This is a genomic window from Paenibacillus sp. PastM-3, from assembly GCF_029893965.1.
Taxonomy (GTDB): Bacteria; Bacillota; Bacilli; order Paenibacillales; family Paenibacillaceae; genus Paenibacillus_AQ.
In genome coordinates, this window is sequence record NZ_JARXXP010000005.1 from 121,269 (window position 1) to 139,996 (window position 18,728).

Consider the following 18,728-nt stretch of genomic DNA (forward strand, 5'->3'; position numbering starts at 1 on the left):
TGCCTATCAACTCCTTGAGAACTGTGAAATTAAAGATTGCTGAACTTCCGACAGAGTAACCTTCTCGTTCACTTTTTGTCTGGTGAATTCCCATATACTATCAATGTAGTGCATCGACTCGTCAATCTGCGCGTTAGAACCGCGCTGGTAGGCCCCGATATTGATCAGGTCTTCGGAATCCTTATATACAGCCATTAGCCGCTTCACATTCTCGGCTGCTGCAATCTGCTCCTCGGGAGCGATATCCTTCATTACACGGCTGATGCTGGCCAGCACATCGATAGCCGGAAAATGGCCTTTATTTGCAATGTTTCTGTTAAGGACAATATGGCCGTCGAGAATTCCGCGCACTGCATCGGCAATCGGCTCATTCATATCATCACCGTCAACGAGGACCGTGTAGAAAGCAGTTATAGACCCCGTAGGACCTGTTCCTGCCCGTTCCAGCAGTTTGGGAAGACTGGCAAAGACAGAAGGCGTGTAGCCTCTCATAGCCGGCGGCTCCCCGACAGCAAGCCCTACCTCACGCTGTGCCATTGCGTAGCGTGTAACCGAGTCCATCATCAGCATAACGTTAAGCCCGCGGTCGCGAAAATATTCGGCAATGGTAGTGGCGATCAGTGCCCCCTTGATCCGGATCAGCGCCGGCTGGTCCGATGTGGCTACAACGACAACCGACCGCTGCAGGCCCTCAGGCCCCAAATCCCGCTCAATAAAGTCAAGCACTTCTCTTCCCCGTTCGCCGATCAGCGCGATCACGTTGACATCAGCCGAGGTATTACGGGCAATCATCCCCATAAGTGTACTCTTGCCGACCCCTGAACCTGCAAAGATGCCGACGCGCTGTCCTTTACCAATCGTAAGCAGGCCGTCAATGGCTCTGACTCCAATGCTGATCGGCTCATGCACCCTTGGCCGGGTTAACGGATTGGAAGGAATATTGAAGGTCGAGCTATGCGGCATCCGTGCCGGAATCAGCGAGCCGTCCAGCGGCTGTCCAAGCCCGTCAAGCACTTTGCCCAGCAGCTCCGAACCTACCTGCACGCTAAGCGGTTTGCCGGTACCAACCACGTCACAGCCTGGACCAATGGCCTGCAATTCGCCAAGCGGCATCAGCAGTACCTTATTGTCCCTGAATCCCACTACCTCAGCCTGCAGAGGTTTGTTTCCTTTCGCAGGATAGATATAGCATACATCCCCGATGCTGGCATCCGGCCCCTCAGACTCTACCATCAACCCGATAACCTGGGTGACTTTTCCGTTAATTCTTACCGGATCAAAATTCCTCAAATATTCTTTATAGCGTCCACTGTCAAGCATCGGCTTCCCCATTTCTCTGCTCGTCGGAGTCCAGCGCGATTCTTACCAGCGATTTTTTGATTTCGGCAAGCTGCGTATCAATCCGGGCATCAATGCTGCCGAAGGAGGATCGGATGACGCATCCCATATCCTTCACAGTCGAATCCGGCAAAATCTGAAGCTCGGCCTGAGAATCTACAGCTAGTGCAAGCTCTTCCCTTGCAGCATTGACAAAGGCGAACTGCGAAGGTGAGACACACAGGGAGATAAGGCCCTGCTCACGTTTGCGCGCCAGATTCTTACGGATCAGATCCATGGCAAACTGCGGTTCAACGGTAAGCTGCTTGTCCACAATCTTCTCGGCGATGGAGCAGCTCAGTTCTACCAGAAAAGGCTCGGCTTCCTGAATAATCACGTCACGTGACCTGTAGGCTTCCTGCAATACCGCACGTGCCTCTTCCATCATTTCAGCCATACGTTTAGCCATTTCATGCCCGGCTTGTGTGAGGCCCTCCTGATACCCTTGCTGAAAAGCTTCAGATTTGACAGCCTCTATAAGATGCTCGTCCTGTTCCCGGCGCTGCCGCCACCATTCTTCTGCTTCCGTCCGTGCCGATTCCACAATATTTTCAGCTTCCAGAGATGCACTGCGTACCTGTTCTTCTGCAAATTGCTGAGCATCCTTCAGCATTTGCCTGCGGCTCTGCTCTGCCTCTTCACGGGCCGGGTCATGATAATGCACCTCACCTGCCGGTTCCTCCGCAGCGGAATGCTCGGCAATTCCGGCATTCTGTCTGGCCTGTTCCAGCCGCTTTAGCACATCTACCGGAACATATTGGGAGTGTTTAATCAGCTTAGACAATTATGTCATCTCCTCCGCCACGGGCGATGATAATTTCACCAGATTCTTCAAGTCTGCGGATCGTTCCTACAATACGGGTCTGAGCTTCTTCGACATCACGCAGCCGCACAGGTCCCATGTACTCCATTTCCTCGCGGAAGGTTTCGGCCATCCGTTTGGACATATTGCGGAAAATAACATCCCGCACCTCTTCGCTTGCAACCTTGAGCGCCAGCTGAAGGTCGGCATTTTCGATATCCTTGATGATGCGCTGGATAGAACGGTTGTCCACATTGACAATATCCTCGAACACGAACATCCGCTTCTTAATTTCTTCAGCCAGTTCCGGATCCTGTATTTCAAGCGAATCCAGAATGGTACGTTCAGTTCCGCGGTCAACCCCGTTCAGAATCTGGACGATAGACTCGATGCCGCCGGCATTTGTATAATCCTGAGTCACGGTAGCCGAAAGCTTCTGTTCCAGCACCCGTTCAATCTGAGTAACAACCTCAGGCGAAGTGCTGTCCATTATCGCAATTCTTCTGGCTACCTCCGCCTGCTTCTCTTGCGGAAGGGAGGACAGAATGCTGGCAGCCTGTTCAAACTGCAGATAGGACAGAACCAGGGCGATTGTCTGGACATTCTCATTCTGAATGAAATTCAGAATCTGGTTAGGGTCAGCCTTACGGGCAAAATCGAAAGGTCTGACCTGCAGCGTTGCTGTCAAACGGTTAATGACCTCAAGCGCCTTGGTGGAGCCCAGTGCTTTCTCCAGAATTTCTTTGGCGTAGTTGATACCGCCTTGTGAAATATATTCCTGTGCGAGACAGATCTGATGAAACTCGGACATGATCGACTCTTTTTCCACACTGTCCACCTTGCGGACATTGGCTATCTCCAGAGTGAGCTGTTCAATTTCTTCGTCTCGTAGATGTTTGAATATTTGCGCCGATACCTCGGGCCCTAGTGTAATAAGCAGGATTGCAGCCTTTTGGCGGCCGCTGAGACCCTGCTGGCTAGCTTTTGCCATTAGTTCACCTCTGTTCGTCTGCAAGCCATGTACGCAGCAGGTTTACGAATTCATCCGGCTTCTTCTTAGCGAGGCTTTCCAGTTGCTTGCGAACCTGACTTTCGTTAGTCACGCTCTCCAAGTTAATGGACGGGAATTCGGTAGGAACCTGCAGCGGAATGTCTTCTTCCACTTCTTCCTCTTGCTTGTTCTTGCGGCTCCGGTAAATCAGGAACCCTCCGCCTGCACCAACAAGCAGCGCAGCTGCTGCAATTGCCCAGATCATCCACGTCGCCAACCCGCCAGTCGCGGTTTCAGTCGCGGTGCCACCGAACTGTTGCGAGTACACCGAAACTTTTTTGGTCAAATCAGCGTCTGTATAAGTGACTCCTGAATCTGCCAGGGAAGCCCGAACAATGTTGACCAGAATATTCTGGATTGCACCTGAAGTCGCCTCATCCAAAGTTGTTTGTCCGGCAGGTGGTTCAACTGCGACGTTAATGGTTAAATCTTTAACAGTATATGGGCTTGCGATGATATCCTTTGTAATCCGGTTGACCTCATAGTTTCTGGTCTCCGAAGACTCTTCAGAAGTAGAGGTGCCTGTGTCCGTCCCCGCAGGATAACCCGAGACATCTTCCGACCCTGTACCTGCAACTCCCCCGGTAGTGTTACCCTGACCCGAATAGGTATTGCTGATGATCTGTGAGCTTATCTCAATCCCTCGTATATTCTCCGTATCCACAGGTGTAACGAGGTCTTCCTTCCGGCTTTCCTTATCAAAATTTAACTTAGAAAAGACCAGAACATCCACTTTGTCAGGGCCTGTTAATGTACTGAGAAATTGCTTGACATTCTTTTTGACTTCCTCTTCAAATTTTTTCTGAAGGGCAAAGTTTTCTTCAACTTGACTGGATACACCAGCTTGACCGCCCTTTGCAGTCGGCATTAGCTCAGTCTCATTACTGGTAATCGTAATGTTGTCCACCGGCAAATTCGGAACAGCAGTCTTTACAAGATTAAAATATCCGTCAATATTATCCTGTGACGGCCTGAATCCCGGATCAAATGTAAGCACTATAGAGGCATAAGCCTGCTCCTGGCCCTCCTGTGCGACGAAAACAGTCTCTTTGGGAAGGGTAACCAGCACTTTAACATCCTTGATCCCCTGCATCCGCCTCATCAGCTGCTCAACTTCCCCATTCAGCGCATTGTTGTATTTAACATTAAACTCGCTGTCTGTCGTTCCGATCATGGATGAAGACTCATCAAAGACTTTGTATCCGATCGAGCCCTCCTGCACAATCCCCTGAGAACCAATATCCACCTTAATGCGGTTTGCCTGGGTGCTTGGCACTGAAATGCTTCTGCCATCCGGACTCAGCCGGTAAGGAATGCCTGCGGAATCCAGGTAGGTCATGACTCCTGCAGAGTCCGTATTATCCAAATCCTGAAAAGCCACTTCGTATTCCGTTTTCGATAGCTGCATCGTCAAAACTACGACTATAATGATGATGATAAAAAGAGTAGAGAAAAATAGTATTTTTTGTTTACCGCTGAATCTGTTCCAATACTGGACTGCCTTCTCCCTGTATTGGGCAAATCTTTCATTCACAGTGTCACCCCATCCGAAACTAAGCTAGGATTATTTAGATCTGAGTTCTCATAATTTCCTGATAGGCTTCAATCACTTTGTTCCGGACTTGTGTAGTCAGCTGCAAACTCAGCAATGCCTGTTGTGAAGAAATCATCGCCTCATCGATATTGACTTCCCCCAAAACGAATTTGTTGCTCATATCCTTGGCCTGCCGCTCCTGGGCAGCCACCTGATTCAATGCATCCTCCAGATAAGAGCCAAAGCTCTGACCGGAACCGGTCACTGTTCCTGCCTGTGCAGTTGCGGACTTCATGGCAAGCGGCTGAACGGCTTGTGTTCCAATCATAAAATTCTGTATCAATGATTACCCTCCTAAATGTCAATTAAGCTTATTTTCCGATTTCGAGCGCCTTGCTTACCATTGCCTTGGATGCATTCAGCATCGTTACGTTAGCTTCATAAGAACGGGAAGCAGACAGCATATCCACCATCTCTTTGGTCAGATCGACGTTAGGCATGTACACATAGCCCTCAGCGTCCGCATCCGGATGGGACGGATTGTAGACCGGCTTCAGAGGTGAGGAATCCTCAATGATTGACTTTACCTTAACGCCCTCAGTCCCGTTACCGCTATTCATTTTTGAATTTAAAATATTCGAAAAGCTGTTATTTTGCTCTGTTCCGAGAACGACAAGCTTACGCTTGTAGGGTACAGCCTTACCGTCTACTACGGAGGCCCTGGTTGTCTCGGCATTGGCAATATTGGAGGAAATAACATCCATTCTGAGCCGCTGGGCGGTCAAGGCTGAAGCGCTGATTCCAAAACTGCTACCAAAGTTCACTATATATTACCCTCCCTGCACAACTGTACGCATCATAGTAATCTGGCTGTTCAGCTGCTCGATATACGAATTATATCTGAGCTGATTCTCCGCACTGAGCGCCATCTCCCGGTCCATATCCACATTATTGTCGTTATTGTTCATCGAAGTAGATACATCTTTGCTAACGACTGCAGATGGTACACCGGAAACATAACCGAATTGGAAGTGGCGGGAATCCGTTACCTTCGCACCCAGCGTCGGTTTCGCTCCGTTTTCCTGCGCGGCAAGTACACTTTCAAAAGAAACATCAGAGCGTTTAAATCCCGGCGTATCAGCATTTGCTATGTTATTAGCTAGGACACTTTGTCGTTTCGTGGCAGCCTCAAGACCGCCCTGCAATCTCTGAAAACTGACACTGTTCAGCAAACCCATGGTAACCCCCCTTCCAAAACTATCATAATGAAAAGAATTCCACAACTTTTTACGGATTTCCTGCTTGTTTCGACAAAAAAAGCTAATTTTCTTGCCATTCTTTCAATTAAGCAGTCGAAAGGTGTCGATGGATGATTTTATTAGCAATCTCACATACATTGATTCTCGTAGAATTTGTATATTATTACAATAAGAAATAAGCCCTATCTTTTCTGAAAAGAGAGGGCTTAAAGCATGGTTTTTCAATTTTCTACCATTTTTCATCCAAAATATTCTTTAATATGGCATTAAGTTACATGATTTGACCGTTTTTCCGGGCTTTTATGCAAAGAACTAATTCAATATACCCAAATTTAAAGTAAATGCAGTCGTTGCACTTTACAGGATGTATTGACTTAAATCGCGGTCCTGCGCGATTCCTGACAGTTTTTCGCGAACATACTCTGGCGTAATGACCATAGTCTCAAGCGTCAGCTCAGGCGCCTCAAAAGAAAGGTCTTCCAGCAGCTTCTCCAGAATGGTGTGCAGACGCCGGGCTCCGATATTCTCCATGTTCTGGTTGACAGAAGCAGCAATTCTGGCGATCTCCTGGATGGCCTCGTCCTTGAACTGAATCTCGATATTCTCTGTTTTGAGCAGATTTACGTATTGCTTGGTCAGCGCATTCTGGGGCTCGGTCAGAATGGATACAAAATCCTCCAGTGTTAGGCTGCTCAGCTCTACCCGGATCGGGAAGCGCCCTTGAAGCTCGGGAATCAGATCCGAAGGCTTGGCGATATGAAAAGCTCCGGCTGCGATAAACAGCACGTAGTCGGTCTTCACAGGGCCGTATTTGGTCATAACCGTAGAACCTTCAACGATAGGCAGGATATCGCGCTGTACGCCTTCTCTCGAAACATCGGGACCGGAGCCCTTCCCCTGGCTGGCCACTTTGTCAATCTCATCTATAAAAATAATGCCGGATTGCTCCGCACGGGCCACCGATTCCTGGATGACATCGTCCATATCAATCAGCTTCGCAGCCTCGTCCTGAATCAGCACCTTGCGCGCCTCCTTAATAGGCAGCTTGCGTTTTTTGGTGCGTTTGGGCAGAAGGCTTCCGAACATCTCCTGCATATTCATCCCCATCTGATCATTGCCCTGTCCGGCAAACATATCCAGCATCGTCGGAGCCGTATCCTCCACGTCAATTTCGATGATGTCTTCTTCGAGCTGTCCTGCCAGCAGCTTGAACTTGATTCCGCGGCGGCGTTCACTCAGACTGCCATCCTCAGGCTCTTCCTTGCTGTCTTCGGCATTGCCGCCGTTCCCGCCGAATATCATCTCAAACGGATTACGCTGGGATTTATTCTTGGAGCTGGACGGTGCGAGAATTGTGACGATCCGTTCATTGGCAAGCTCCTCAGCCCGGTCCTTCACCTTTTCCGTCCGCTCAAGCTTAACCATGCGGATAGAGGTCTCTACAAGATCCCGGACCATCGATTCAACATCACGGCCTACATAACCTACTTCGGTGAACTTGGTTGCTTCAACTTTAATGAACGGGGCATTAACCAGCTTGGCAAGCCGCCGGGCAATTTCGGTTTTTCCGACGCCGGTAGGACCGATCATCAGTATATTCTTGGGTACAATCTCATCACGCAGCTCTTCGCTGAGCTGGCTGCGGCGGTAACGGTTGCGCAGGGCAACTGCCACCGACTTTTTGGCCTGCTTCTGGCCGACGATATATTTATCAAGTTCAGCGACGATCTGGCGGGGTGTGAGCGATTGATTCACCATTACGACTTCCTCCCTCTTTCTGTGGCACCGTGCCTACAATTGTTCAACGATAATATTGGAATTGGTATACACGCAAATCTCGGATGCAATCTGCAGTGCCTCCCTGGCAATCTCGGCCGCACTCAGATTCGCCGCATGACGTTTTAGCGCCCGGCCCGAGGCTAACGCAAAATTGCCGCCGGAGCCGATGGCAAGCACATCGTCATCAGGCTCAATGATTTCCCCGTTGCCGGAGATAAGCAGCATGCCTTCCTTATCCATCACAATCATCAGCGCCTCCAGCTTGCGCAGAATGCGGTCCTGACGCCAATCCTTGGCCAGCTCGACAGCTGAACGCTGCAAGTTGCCGTGATGCTCTTCAAGCTTGCCTTCAAACTTTTCAAACAGGGTGATTGCATCGGCTACCGAACCCGCAAAGCCAGCGATCACTTGTCCTCTGTACAGCCGGCGCACTTTCTTGGCAGTAGTCTTCATAATGACACTCTCGCCAAAGGTAACCTGTCCGTCGCCTGCGATTGCAGCATGACCGTTATGTCTTACGGCACAAATAGTAGTTGCATGAAAGCTGGGTAACATAGTTTGGCAACCTCCTAGAATAAACTTAACGCTAAAATAAATAAACTTAAGAATGAAGTTCCTAGCATTCCTAAGTTCATCCTCTATAAATCATAAGCTTATGCTGTGCAAACTTCAAATTATGACAGTCCAGGCTCCGCAGTCTCCGGTTCTTTATAGGTAAGGCCTGTCCGGCTGGCAAATGCAGCCAGGCTGTCCAGCGCACGGTAGGCAAGCAGCTCATTCTTTTCTTTTTTGTTGCGGATCTTCTTTTCCAGCTTAGGCAGCAGCCCGAAGTTGGCGTTCATTGGCTGGAAATGCTCCGGATCAGCAGAAGTAATGTAGGCTGGCATACTGCCAAGCACACTGTCTCCTGGGAACACCAGCCCTTCCTCGCCTAGCGCCGCTCTGGCTGCGTTAATTCCGGCAATCATACCGGATGCGGCAGACTCGACATAACCTTCAACGCCTGTCATCTGGCCGGCAAAGAACAGTCTTTCATGTCCCTTCATCTGATAAGTCGGGTGAAGCAGCTTAGGGGAATTAATAAACGTATTGCGGTGCATTACCCCGTAACGGACGTATTCGGCATTCTCCAGGCCTGGAATCATGGAGAATACACGTTTTTGCTCGCCCCATTTCAAATGTGTCTGGAAGCCCACCAGATTGTAGAGTGTACCGGCAGCATTGTCCTGGCGCAGCTGAACAACCGCGTAAGGCAACTGCCCGGTGTGGGGATTCAAAAGTCCTACCGGCTTCATTGGTCCGAATAGCGCTGTCTGCTTACCGCGCTTCATCATAATTTCAATCGGCATACAGCCTTCGAAATAGATTTCCTTCTCAAATTCCTTGAGCGCTGCAGTCTCGGCAGTAATCAGGGCATCATAGAAACGGTCGAATTCTTCCTCATTCATCGGACAGTTCAGATAGGCCGCTTCACCCTTGTCATACCGGGACGCCAGATAGACCTTGCTCATATCGATGCTGTCCTTCTCGACAATCGGGGCTGCGGCATCGTAGAAGTAGAAATATTCTTCACCAAGCAATGCCTTGATCTCGGCGGACAATGCCGGGGAGGTTAGCGGGCCGGTCGCAATAACGACAATGCCTTCCTCCGGAATCCGGGTCAACTCTTCATTAACAACTTCTACCAGCGGATGACCGTGCAGGGTGCGGGTGATCTCTCCCGAGAATCCGTCACGGTCTACCGCCAGTGCACCGCCGGCAGGCACTGCATGACGGTCGGCGGCTCCAAGCACAAGCGAGTTCAGGCGGCGCATTTCCTCTTTCAGTACTCCTACTGCATTACCCAGTCCGTTTGCCCGCAGTGAATTGCTGCACACCAGCTCGGCAAACTGGTCGGTATGGTGGGCCGGCGTTTTAACCGCCGGTCTCATTTCATATAATTTAACGGGAACCCCGCTTGAAGCAATCTGCCAGGCAGCTTCACTGCCGGCGAGCCCCGCGCCAATTACTGTTACTTTTGCTGTGTCTTTCAAATTCATTTCCTCCTGCTAAAAATCTATTATTCTGCCAATTCTTCGCCCTCAATCACAGCTTCTGTATGATCACAGGAGGTGCATTGAAGCTTGGTGCCTTGTTTATTGCGCTTTTCTATCATCCAGGAGCCGCAAGCGGGACATGGTTTAAGCGACGGACGGTCCCAGGAGACAAAGTCACAGCCCGGGTACTGGTCACAGCCGTAGAACACACGCCCCTTCTTGCTGCGCCGCTCCACAACCTTGCCTTCGTTGCATTTAGGACAGGTGACCCCGATATCCTTCACAATAGGCTTTGTATTCCGGCAGTCTGGAAACCCGGAGCAAGCCAAAAATTTACCGAACCGGCCGAGCTTATAAACCATCGGTTTGCCGCATTTCTCGCAGAGCTCATCCGAAACTTCATCCTCAATCTCAATTTCTTTCATTTCTTCTTCAGCAAATTCCAGGCGCTTCTCGAAGGATTCGTAAAATCCGGCCAGTACTTTGACCCAATCCTCCGCACCTTCCTCCACATGGTCAAGATCACCTTCCATGTGGGCTGTAAATTCTACATCGAGAATTTCCGGGAAGAACTGTTCCATCTGCTCTATGATCAGCTCGCCAAGCTCTGTCGGCATAAACTTTTTCTCTTCAATTGCAACGTAGCCGCGCTTCTGAATCGTCTCCAGCGTAGGGGCATACGTACTCGGGCGGCCTATGCCCAGCTCTTCCAGCGTTTTGACCAGACGTGCTTCCGTGTAACGCGGCGGCGGCTGGGTAAAGTGCTGCTTGGGCTCAATTCCCTGCTTGTCGAGCTCGTCGCCCGCCTTAAGCGGCGGCAGGAATTTCTCCTCGTCAGTCGTTCCGTCATCATTACCTTCCACATAGACCTTCATAAACCCGGGGAAGGACACTTTGGAGCCGACAGCCCGGAAAATCGCTGTTCCTGCAGAAATATCCACAGAGAGGGTATCAAGAAGCGCCGAGGACATCTGGCTGGACAGTAATCGCTCCCAGATCAGCTTATACAGGCGGAATTGATCGCGGCTCATGAACTCCTTGACGAGTTCCGGCTCACGCAGTGCCGAGGTTGGACGGATCGCTTCATGCGCATCCTGGGCCCCCGCAGCTTTTTTGGAATACTGGCGCGGAGCTTCAGGAACAAATTTCTCACCGTATTTGGCCAGAATCAGCTCCTTGGCCTCATCCTGAGCCGTTGTGGAGATACGCGTGGAGTCGGTACGCATATAGGTAATCAGACCGACTGTACCTTCCTTGCCGAGCTCCACTCCTTCATACAGCTGCTGGGCCACTGACATCGTTTTGGCTGCGCGGAACCCAAGCTTGCGGGCAGCTTCCTGCTGCAGAGAACTTGTTGTAAACGGCGCGGAAGGATGACGCTGTCTTTCCTTTTCCTTAACTTCGGCTACCCGGAAATCAGCATTCTTAATCGCTTCCAGAACCTCCTGGACGTCGCTTTCCTTACCGAGCTCCTTTTTCTCACCGTTCAGCTTATGAAACTTTGCTTCAAAGTCAGTGCCCTTGATGCCCAGCTTCGCAGTGATACTCCAGTATTCTGTCGGTACAAATGCCGAAATTTCATTCTCACGGTCCATGATAATCTTAACCGCTACCGATTGCACCCGGCCGGCCGACAGGCCTTTTTTGACTTTCTTCCATAATAACGGGCTGATCTTGTAGCCTACAAGCCGGTCAAGAATTCGACGGGCCTGCTGGGCGTTCACAAGGTCCATATTAATTTTGCGCGGTGTTTTGAAGGCATCCTTGACCGCCTGCTTCGTAATCTCGTTAAAAACAACCCGGCACTCCTCAGTATTATCCAGATCGAGCGCGTGCGCCAGATGCCAGGCAATGGCTTCTCCTTCACGGTCCGGGTCAGCCGCCAGATATACTTTTTTTACTTTTTTGCTGGCGTCCTTAAGTTCCTTCAGAATAGAGCCCTTGCCGCGGATGGTGATGTACTTGGGACTGAAATCATTCTCTACCTCGACGCCAATCTGGCTCTTAGGCAAATCTCTGATATGTCCCATGGATGCCTTTACTATATATTTACTGCCTAAATATTTGCCGATTGTCTTCGCTTTGGCCGGCGATTCGACAATGACCAGTGTATCCGCCATAGGTTAATCCTCCTAAAAGTGATGTGAGCCTGGCCCTCATTCCGGTAAAAGGGATGGAGGGAATATGCTCAACTCTGTTCCTTCTATATTAAATTACCTTATAAATTGCACCCGGCAATTGTGTTACCGCTTTTTTTATGATTAAAGATAACAGAACTGAATGCAAATGTCCAAAATCCCAGCTTGTTCTGGAGAGCAGATCATCCAGTGTAAACGGGCCTTGATGCAGTATATGGTATAGGTGAGACTCCTCACTTGTCAATTTCTTTTCGGTGAGCCCGTCTCCGCGCCCGGGGTCAAAAGACGGATTTCCGCCCGTTTCCCCCTCCTTTACAGGCAGTATTGATATGTATTCTTCCAAAATATCTTCGGCGCCGGTTACTAGTTTAGCCCCCTGCTTAATCAGCTCAAGCGCCCCCCTGCTTTTGGGAGAGGTTACAGGTCCGGGAACGGCGAACACATCCCTTCCTGCCTCCAGGGCGGCATCGGCGGTAATCAGTGATCCGCTCCGGCTGTCCGCTTCCACAACCACCGTTCCCAGCGTGAGGCCGGCGATAATCCGGTTGCGCTGCGGAAAAAGTCCCGGATGGCTTTTGGTTCCCAGCGGATATTCGCTGAGGACAAGCCCTTTACGTGAAATTTCCCTTTCCAGCTCCCGGTTCTCCGGCGGGTAGACATTGTCGAGTCCTGTAGCCACTACCGCTACCGTATTTCCGCCGCAAGCCAGTGCAGCTTCATGGCAGATGCTGTCGATTCCGCGCGCCAGACCGCTCACTACAGCAAGACCGGACTGGCTGAGCTGCCCAGCCAGTATTTCTCCAATCTTCCGGCCGTAAGCCGTTGGTACCCGAGTCCCAACCATGGCGATAGAAGGCTGCGAAGCAAGCTTCAGGGAACCGCGGTAATAAAGCACCCAGGGTGGCTCAGCCGTTTCTTTGAGCATTGCAGGATATTCCTCATCCAGAATAGTGATCATCGCTGCACCGCTTTCTTCCATTAAAAGGCGGCGCCTTTGCACCCATCCGGCGTCGAACGTCTCAGCCAGCCACTGTGACATTTTCGCGGATAATCCGACCTCCTGCCAATCTTCAGCCCGGCAATGAAAGGCCTGATCCGACAAAAGTCCCGCTCTGCGGATTTTGTCGATGCTTTTCCAGCCAATCCCCTCCACTTCATTCAGCCCGAATAACAAATCACGTGTGTCCATGTGAACGCTCCCTTTAGATGGAAGGGTCAACCTTCCCTATTTTGTGATAATGCTGTAAAAAAAGCAAGCTGCCGCTGCAAAGAAGTGAAATCCGGGGACATAAACGCAAAAAAAGCAACCCTTTACCCTGCACGCAGGAATAAAAGGTTGCTTACCTTTAACAAATCATACTACTTGACAGATTAGAGCACAATGATTTTTTGAGCGAACCCTGATTGCCTTCAAATTAATGGGTGGTAAAGGCATTCAGAATACCGCGCTCCTCAAGAACACTTACAAGGGTGGAGCCCATTTCAGCAGGAGTTGGCGCTACTTTGATTCCGCAGGATTCCAGCACGGCGATTTTTTCGCTGGCAGTGCCTTTACCTCCGGAAATGATTGCCCCGGCATGGCCCATCCGCTTGCCCGGAGGTGCCGTAACACCGCCAATAAATCCAACTACAGGCTTCGTCATATTCTCTTTGATCCACAGGGCAGCCTCTTCCTCCGCCGTTCCGCCGATCTCGCCGATCATAATGACCGCCTTTGTACCGGGATCTTCATTAAAGAGCTTCAGTATATCAATAAATTCCGAGCCCTTCACAGGATCTCCGCCGATCCCGACAGCCGATGACTGCCCGATTCCGCGTTCAGTCAGCTGATGCACCGCTTCATAGGTAAGAGTTCCGCTGCGGGAGACCACACCGACATATCCAGGGGTATGAATGTAGCCCGGCATGATGCCGATCTTACACTCTCCAGGCGTAATAACGCCAGGGCAGTTAGGTCCGATAAGGACAGTGGACTTCCCTTCCATATAGCGCGAAACCTTGACCATATCCAGCACCGGAATGCCTTCTGTGATACAGATGACAAGGTCAAGCTCCGCATCCACAGCTTCCATGATGGAGTCAGCGGCAAAGGCAGGCGGAACGTAAATGACACTGGCCGTTGCACCGGTGGCTGCTTTAGCCTGAACGACCGTATCAAATACCGGCAGGCTGACCTCACTTCCATTTTCGAGCGTAATGTTGACAGAGGTTCCCCCTTTGCCCGGAGTTACGCCGCCTACCATCTGGGTCCCGTAATCCAGTGCGCCTTTGGTATGGAACAATCCGGTCGAGCCCGTAATTCCCTGTGTGATGACTTTCGTATTTTTATCTACAAGAATGCTCATCGTTTGGTCACATCCCTACTTAGTTTGTCGAATACGAGACTTGGGTTACACAAGAGAAACAATTTTACGGGCACCGTCCGCCATGGAATCTGCTGCCACGATATTGAGTCCGGAACCGGCGAGAATCTGCTTGCCGAGTGCCACATTGGTTCCTTCAAGCCGGACGACGAGCGGCTTGGTCAGTCCAAGCTGCCGGGCGGCTTCCACCACACCTTCAGCAATGACATCACAGCGCATAATGCCGCCGAAAATATTGACAAAGATGCCGTTCACCTTGTCGTCAGACAAAATAATTTTAAACGCTTCGGTAACCTTCTCGGTTGTCGCGCCGCCCCCTACATCCAGAAAGTTGGCCGGCTCGCCGCCGTAATATTTAATAATATCCATTGTAGCCATAGCCAGTCCCGCACCATTAACCATGCAGCCGATATTGCCGTCGAGGGCAATGTAGCTGAGATCAAATTTGGAAGCCTCAATCTCCTTCTCATCCTCTTCATCAAGGTCGCGGAGCTCTTGAATATCCTTATGGCGGAACAAAGCATTGGAGTCAAAATTCAGCTTGGCATCAAGCGCCATTACATTTCCGTCAGCGGTCACGACCAGCGGATTAATCTCTGCGATCGAGCAATCTTTATCCACAAAAGCCAAATAGAGCGCTTGCATGAACTTGACCGCTTTATTGACCAGTTCATTCGGAATAGCGATGCTGTACGCCAGCTTGCGTGCCTGGAAGGTCTGCAGTCCTACAGCCGGATCAATGATTTCTTTGAAAATCTTCTCCGGATGGGTTGCTGCCACCTCTTCAATTTCCGTTCCGCCTTCTTCAGAGGCCATCATGACCACCCGGCCGGAACTGCGGTCTACAACAATTCCAATATAGTATTCCTTGGCAATCTGGCAGCCCTCTTCAATGAGCAGCCGTTTCACTTCCTTGCCTTCCGGTCCGGTCTGATGGGTGACCAGCGTCTTTCCGAGGATTTCTCCCGCATAGGTGCGGACCTCATCGAGAGACTTGGCGACCTTGACCCCTCCGGCTTTCCCTCTTCCGCCAGCATGAATCTGAGCCTTCACTACCACCACCGGCGTACCGAGTGATGCTGCAGCCTCTACTGCTTCCTCCACTGTATAAGCAACTTTTCCGTTCGGTACGGCAACGCCGTACTTCTTAAGTACTTCTTTTCCCTGATACTCGTGGATATTCATACCGGAAGCCTCCTAAAGTGTTGCGGCGGCTTTTGCAGGCAGCCTGCAGCCATGCCGCATTCCGTTTTGATCAGCGGGGTACAGATTTGCACCTACCTATAGTATATAAAGTGAAACCCAGAATATTGTAACATGATTCAATTCCGCTTTCCTCAAAAACTTTCACTATTTATACATATATTTTCGCTTGATTTCATGCCGGAATGCGAACGGTTGCATTGACACAGGCTTGTACTTCTATTTAGTCGCATTATTATTCGCTTCGTGGATCCGGCCGAGCAGGTCCTTGAACTGGCCCAGCAGATGGACAAATTCGTCCGCCGAGAGCATTGCGCCTTCCGCCATCTTCGCCGGTATACAGACGGCTTCGTTTTTGAGCCCCCAGCCCTTCTCGGTCAGCGAGATGAGCACCTTGCGCTCATCCTGCAGGGAGCGTTCGCGAAGAATCAGGCCTGCGGCCTGCAGCCGCTTCAGCAGCGGAGTCAGCGTCCCGGAATCCAGAAACAAAGCTTCGCCAAGCTCCTTGACCGTGCACTGCTGCTTCTCCCACAGCACAATCATAACCAGGTACTGCGAATAGGTTAGTCCAATTTTGTCCAGATGAGGCTGGTACAGCTTCGTAAATTCACGCGAACACGCGTAGATCGTAAAGCATAGCTGATTATCAAGCATCAGTTCAGGGGTAGTTGTTGGTTCTTGCATTTCTTCTTCACCTGCCTTTATGTCGCTATTTTATCACAATTCATCTGCAATATCATGTTAATAGCAAAAAATATATTGACTATTATTTTTATTGTGTTAAATTAAATTGTGTACAATACATTTAATAAAACGAACGGGAGCGATTTATAATGATGACTATCCAGCAAAAAATGTATGAAACAACTGTAAAAGCAGTCGGCGGAAGAAACGGATATATTGAATCGGAAAGTCCAAAGCTGAACCTGACCATCAGCACCCCACGCGAAATGGGCGGAGCCGGCGGAGAAGGTACCAACCCTGAACAGCTGTTTGCAGCCGGATATTCCGCCTGCTTTGACAGTGCGCTGAACATGGTGGCACGGCTCGGCAAAGTGAAAATTGAAGGCAGTGAAGTTACCGCAACCGTAAGCTTCGGTAAAGTCGAAGACGGGGGCTTCGGGATTGCCGTTAAGCTGGATGTGCTGGTTAAGGGTGTCGACCGCGAAACAGCCGGGAAGCTGGTAGAAGCCGCCCACGGCGCCTGCCCTTATTCCCGCGCTACACGCGGCAACATTGCTGTTGAGATTAATGTACTTTAATCTTCATTCTTGCCGCTGAACCAGCGTTGCATAAAATAAGCCGTCCCGGTATACCCCCGGACGGCTTATTTGTTTGTGCAGTAATTTTTCATAGCTGTTAACAAGATTTTATAGGGATATATTATAATGAAGGAAAAGATTCAGAAAAAGGCTCCCCCCTTACTCTTCAGCCACAACCTGCCTGTCCAGATTGCGGTACTGTACAGCTTCTGCCAGATGGGCAGAGCTAATTACGGCTGCCCCTTCCAGATCGGCGATGGTTCTCGCGAGCTTAATAATCCGGTCATGCGCCCGCATGCTGAGGCCGAGACTCTCCAGGATCCCGTGCAGCAGCAGGCTGCTCTCTTTATTCAGAGCCGCATAGCGGCGCAGCGCTGCCCCGGACAGCTCACTGTTCCAGGAAATCGGCAGTTTGCTGTAACGCTCTGCCTGAATCTGCTGGGCTCTCAGCACATCCCTGCGCATTTCTGCTGAGGATAAGACTGGGCCCTGCCCGTTCCAGTCCGACGGTCGGGGAACATCCACCTGCATGTCAATCCGGTCGAGCAGCGGGCCTGAGATTTTGGCCCGGTACTGGGCAATCTTTGCCGGACTGCAAGTGCACCGCTGCTGCGTGCCTGTGTTCCCCAAGTATCCGCAGCTGCACGGATTCATGGAACAGGCGAGCAAAAAACGGGCCGGAAAGGTAAAGGCAGCACGGGCGCGGCTTATCGTAACTACGCTATCCTCCAGCGGCTGCCGCAGCACCTCCAGCACATTCCGCGAGAACTCAGGCAGCTCATCCAGAAAAAGCACTCCCCGGTGAGCCAGGCTCACCTCCCCCGGCTTCGGTATGCTCCCCCCGCCAATCAGCCCTGCCGCTGAAATGGTATGATGCGGGGCACGGAAGGGCCTGCTGCGTAAAAGCCCACTGGGGGTATCCGTCAGCTTGCCGGCCGCACTGAATATTTTGGTGACCTCCAGCGATTCGCTGTCATTCAGCTCCGGCATAATGCCGGGCAGCCGCTTGATCATCATAGTCTTGCCCGTACCGGGTGGCCCCGCCAGGATAATATTGTGCATCCCGGCAGCGGCTATCGTCAATGCCCGCTTCACATGGCTTTGGCCGAGCACATCACCAAAATCCTCCCTCAGTATCTCATCTGCCGTACCTGATAAACTGCGAATACTATACTGCGGGTGATACCGCAAATGTTCAAGATTAAGCGCCCTGACAGGCTGGTGATTACGGCCGGAATCGCCCTGGCCGCCCACTACAGTAACCGGAAACGGGAGCGCAGTTTGATTGTCCGGATGCCCAGCAGGAGCTTTCGGAATGTGCCGCTGTTTATCTGACACCACATCTGAATGGCCAGCAGATCCCGTTCCGGCATCAGCAGGATGCGGCAGCTCACGCAGATGACCGGCCGCATAGACAGCCATGCCGTTGATCAGCGCTGCCTCTGCCTCATTCCCGCGCGGCACCAGCACCTTGCTTAAGCCCGACCGCCGGGCAGCCTCTATCATCGGCAGCACACCGGTCACTGGCCTGAGGCTCCCGTCGAGGGCCAGCTCCCCGATCAGCAGCATCTCCTCAGCTGCCGGCATCATCAGCTGGCCGCTGGTCGTCAGAATACCCAGTGCAATGGCCAGATCGAAGGCTGAGCCTTCCTTACGCAGATCTGCCGGAGCCAGATTGACTGTAACCCGCTGCTGGGGATAGCGGTAGCCGCAATTTTTGACCGCTGCGCGCACTCTTTCCACCGCTTCACGGATCGCTGAATCCGGTAGCCCGATTATGCTGGTCTGGGGCAAGCCGTTGGCCAGATCTATTTCCACGCCGATCATCACGCCTTCAATACCGTACAGGCAGGCACTATGCATTTTTCCGTACATAAAAAAACACCCCTTCTCCTGAAATACGCCCCCCAATGGGCGTCATCCA

At 51.1% G+C, this 18,728-nt stretch carries 17 protein-coding genes; 1 reads left to right on the plus strand and 16 read right to left on the minus strand.

The window, feature by feature from the left end; translation table 11 throughout:
- Positions 1-6: 6 nt before the first annotated feature.
- From fliI to M2108_RS10955, 15 genes are all read right to left on the minus strand, one after another.
- Positions 7-1,320, minus strand: a complete 1,314-nt coding sequence (gene fliI / locus M2108_RS10885) for a flagellar protein export ATPase FliI (protein ID WP_221797833.1) — start codon at positions 1,318-1,320, stop codon at positions 7-9.
- Complete coding sequence (locus M2108_RS10890; protein ID WP_277469370.1) at positions 1,313-2,161, minus strand: FliH/SctL family protein; 849 nt, start codon at positions 2,159-2,161, stop codon at positions 1,313-1,315. Before M2108_RS10890 ends, fliI begins: the two co-directional genes overlap by 8 nt.
- On the minus strand, positions 2,154-3,170 hold the full coding sequence (gene fliG, locus M2108_RS10895) for a flagellar motor switch protein FliG (protein WP_068724022.1): 1,017 nt from the start codon (positions 3,168-3,170) through the stop codon (positions 2,154-2,156). Before fliG ends, M2108_RS10890 begins: the two co-directional genes overlap by 8 nt.
- A gap of 4 nt (positions 3,171-3,174) precedes the next feature.
- Entirely contained in the window at positions 3,175-4,764 is a 1,590-nt protein-coding gene (gene fliF / locus M2108_RS10900; protein ID WP_277469371.1) for a flagellar basal-body MS-ring/collar protein FliF, read from the minus strand.
- A gap of 34 nt (positions 4,765-4,798) precedes the next feature.
- Positions 4,799-5,107: a flagellar hook-basal body complex protein FliE gene (fliE, locus tag M2108_RS10905; RefSeq protein ID WP_277469372.1), complete on the minus strand. Its 309-nt coding sequence runs from the start codon at positions 5,105-5,107 to the stop codon at positions 4,799-4,801.
- A gap of 28 nt (positions 5,108-5,135) precedes the next feature.
- On the minus strand, positions 5,136-5,588 hold the full coding sequence (flgC, locus tag M2108_RS10910) for a flagellar basal body rod protein FlgC (protein ID WP_277469373.1): 453 nt from the start codon (positions 5,586-5,588) through the stop codon (positions 5,136-5,138).
- A gap of 6 nt (positions 5,589-5,594) precedes the next feature.
- The gene (gene flgB, locus M2108_RS10915) at positions 5,595-6,002 is read right to left on the minus strand and encodes a flagellar basal body rod protein FlgB (protein WP_277469374.1); all 408 of its coding nucleotides are present in this window, start codon (positions 6,000-6,002) and stop codon (positions 5,595-5,597) included.
- Positions 6,003-6,380: 378 nt separating this feature from the next.
- The gene (hslU, locus tag M2108_RS10920; protein ID WP_277469375.1) at positions 6,381-7,781 is read right to left on the minus strand and encodes an ATP-dependent protease ATPase subunit HslU; all 1,401 of its coding nucleotides are present in this window, start codon (positions 7,779-7,781) and stop codon (positions 6,381-6,383) included.
- Between the two features lie 33 nt (positions 7,782-7,814).
- Complete coding sequence (gene hslV / locus M2108_RS10925; protein WP_221797844.1) at positions 7,815-8,357, minus strand: ATP-dependent protease subunit HslV; 543 nt, start codon at positions 8,355-8,357, stop codon at positions 7,815-7,817.
- A gap of 119 nt (positions 8,358-8,476) precedes the next feature.
- Entirely contained in the window at positions 8,477-9,835 is a 1,359-nt protein-coding gene (trmFO, locus tag M2108_RS10930; RefSeq protein ID WP_277469376.1) for an FADH(2)-oxidizing methylenetetrahydrofolate--tRNA-(uracil(54)-C(5))-methyltransferase TrmFO, read from the minus strand.
- 26 nt (positions 9,836-9,861) lie between these two features.
- Complete coding sequence (gene topA, locus M2108_RS10935) at positions 9,862-11,958, minus strand: type I DNA topoisomerase (RefSeq protein ID WP_277469377.1); 2,097 nt, start codon at positions 11,956-11,958, stop codon at positions 9,862-9,864.
- An 88-nt stretch (positions 11,959-12,046) separates the two neighbouring features.
- On the minus strand, positions 12,047-13,165 hold the full coding sequence (gene dprA / locus M2108_RS10940) for a DNA-processing protein DprA (RefSeq protein ID WP_277469378.1): 1,119 nt from the start codon (positions 13,163-13,165) through the stop codon (positions 12,047-12,049).
- A gap of 226 nt (positions 13,166-13,391) precedes the next feature.
- Positions 13,392-14,321, minus strand: coding sequence for a succinate--CoA ligase subunit alpha (gene sucD, locus M2108_RS10945; protein ID WP_068724040.1), 930 nt, complete (start codon positions 14,319-14,321; stop codon positions 13,392-13,394).
- Positions 14,322-14,366: 45 nt separating this feature from the next.
- Positions 14,367-15,524: an ADP-forming succinate--CoA ligase subunit beta gene (gene sucC / locus M2108_RS10950; RefSeq protein ID WP_068724042.1), complete on the minus strand. Its 1,158-nt coding sequence runs from the start codon at positions 15,522-15,524 to the stop codon at positions 14,367-14,369.
- 237 nt (positions 15,525-15,761) lie between these two features.
- Positions 15,762-16,226 (minus strand): MarR family winged helix-turn-helix transcriptional regulator, encoded by a 465-nt coding sequence (locus M2108_RS10955; RefSeq protein WP_277469380.1) that lies wholly within the window; start codon positions 16,224-16,226, stop codon positions 15,762-15,764.
- A gap of 149 nt (positions 16,227-16,375) precedes the next feature.
- Between M2108_RS10955 and M2108_RS10960 the strand changes: the two genes are divergently transcribed.
- Positions 16,376-16,804: an organic hydroperoxide resistance protein gene (locus M2108_RS10960; RefSeq protein WP_277469381.1), complete on the plus strand. Its 429-nt coding sequence runs from the start codon at positions 16,376-16,378 to the stop codon at positions 16,802-16,804.
- 159 nt (positions 16,805-16,963) lie between these two features.
- Here M2108_RS10960 and M2108_RS10965 read toward each other — a convergent pair whose 3' ends face one another.
- A complete protein-coding gene (locus M2108_RS10965) occupies positions 16,964-18,679 on the minus strand; it encodes a YifB family Mg chelatase-like AAA ATPase (protein WP_277469382.1) in 1,716 nt (571 codons plus the stop codon).
- Between the last annotated feature and the right edge of the window lie 49 nt (positions 18,680-18,728).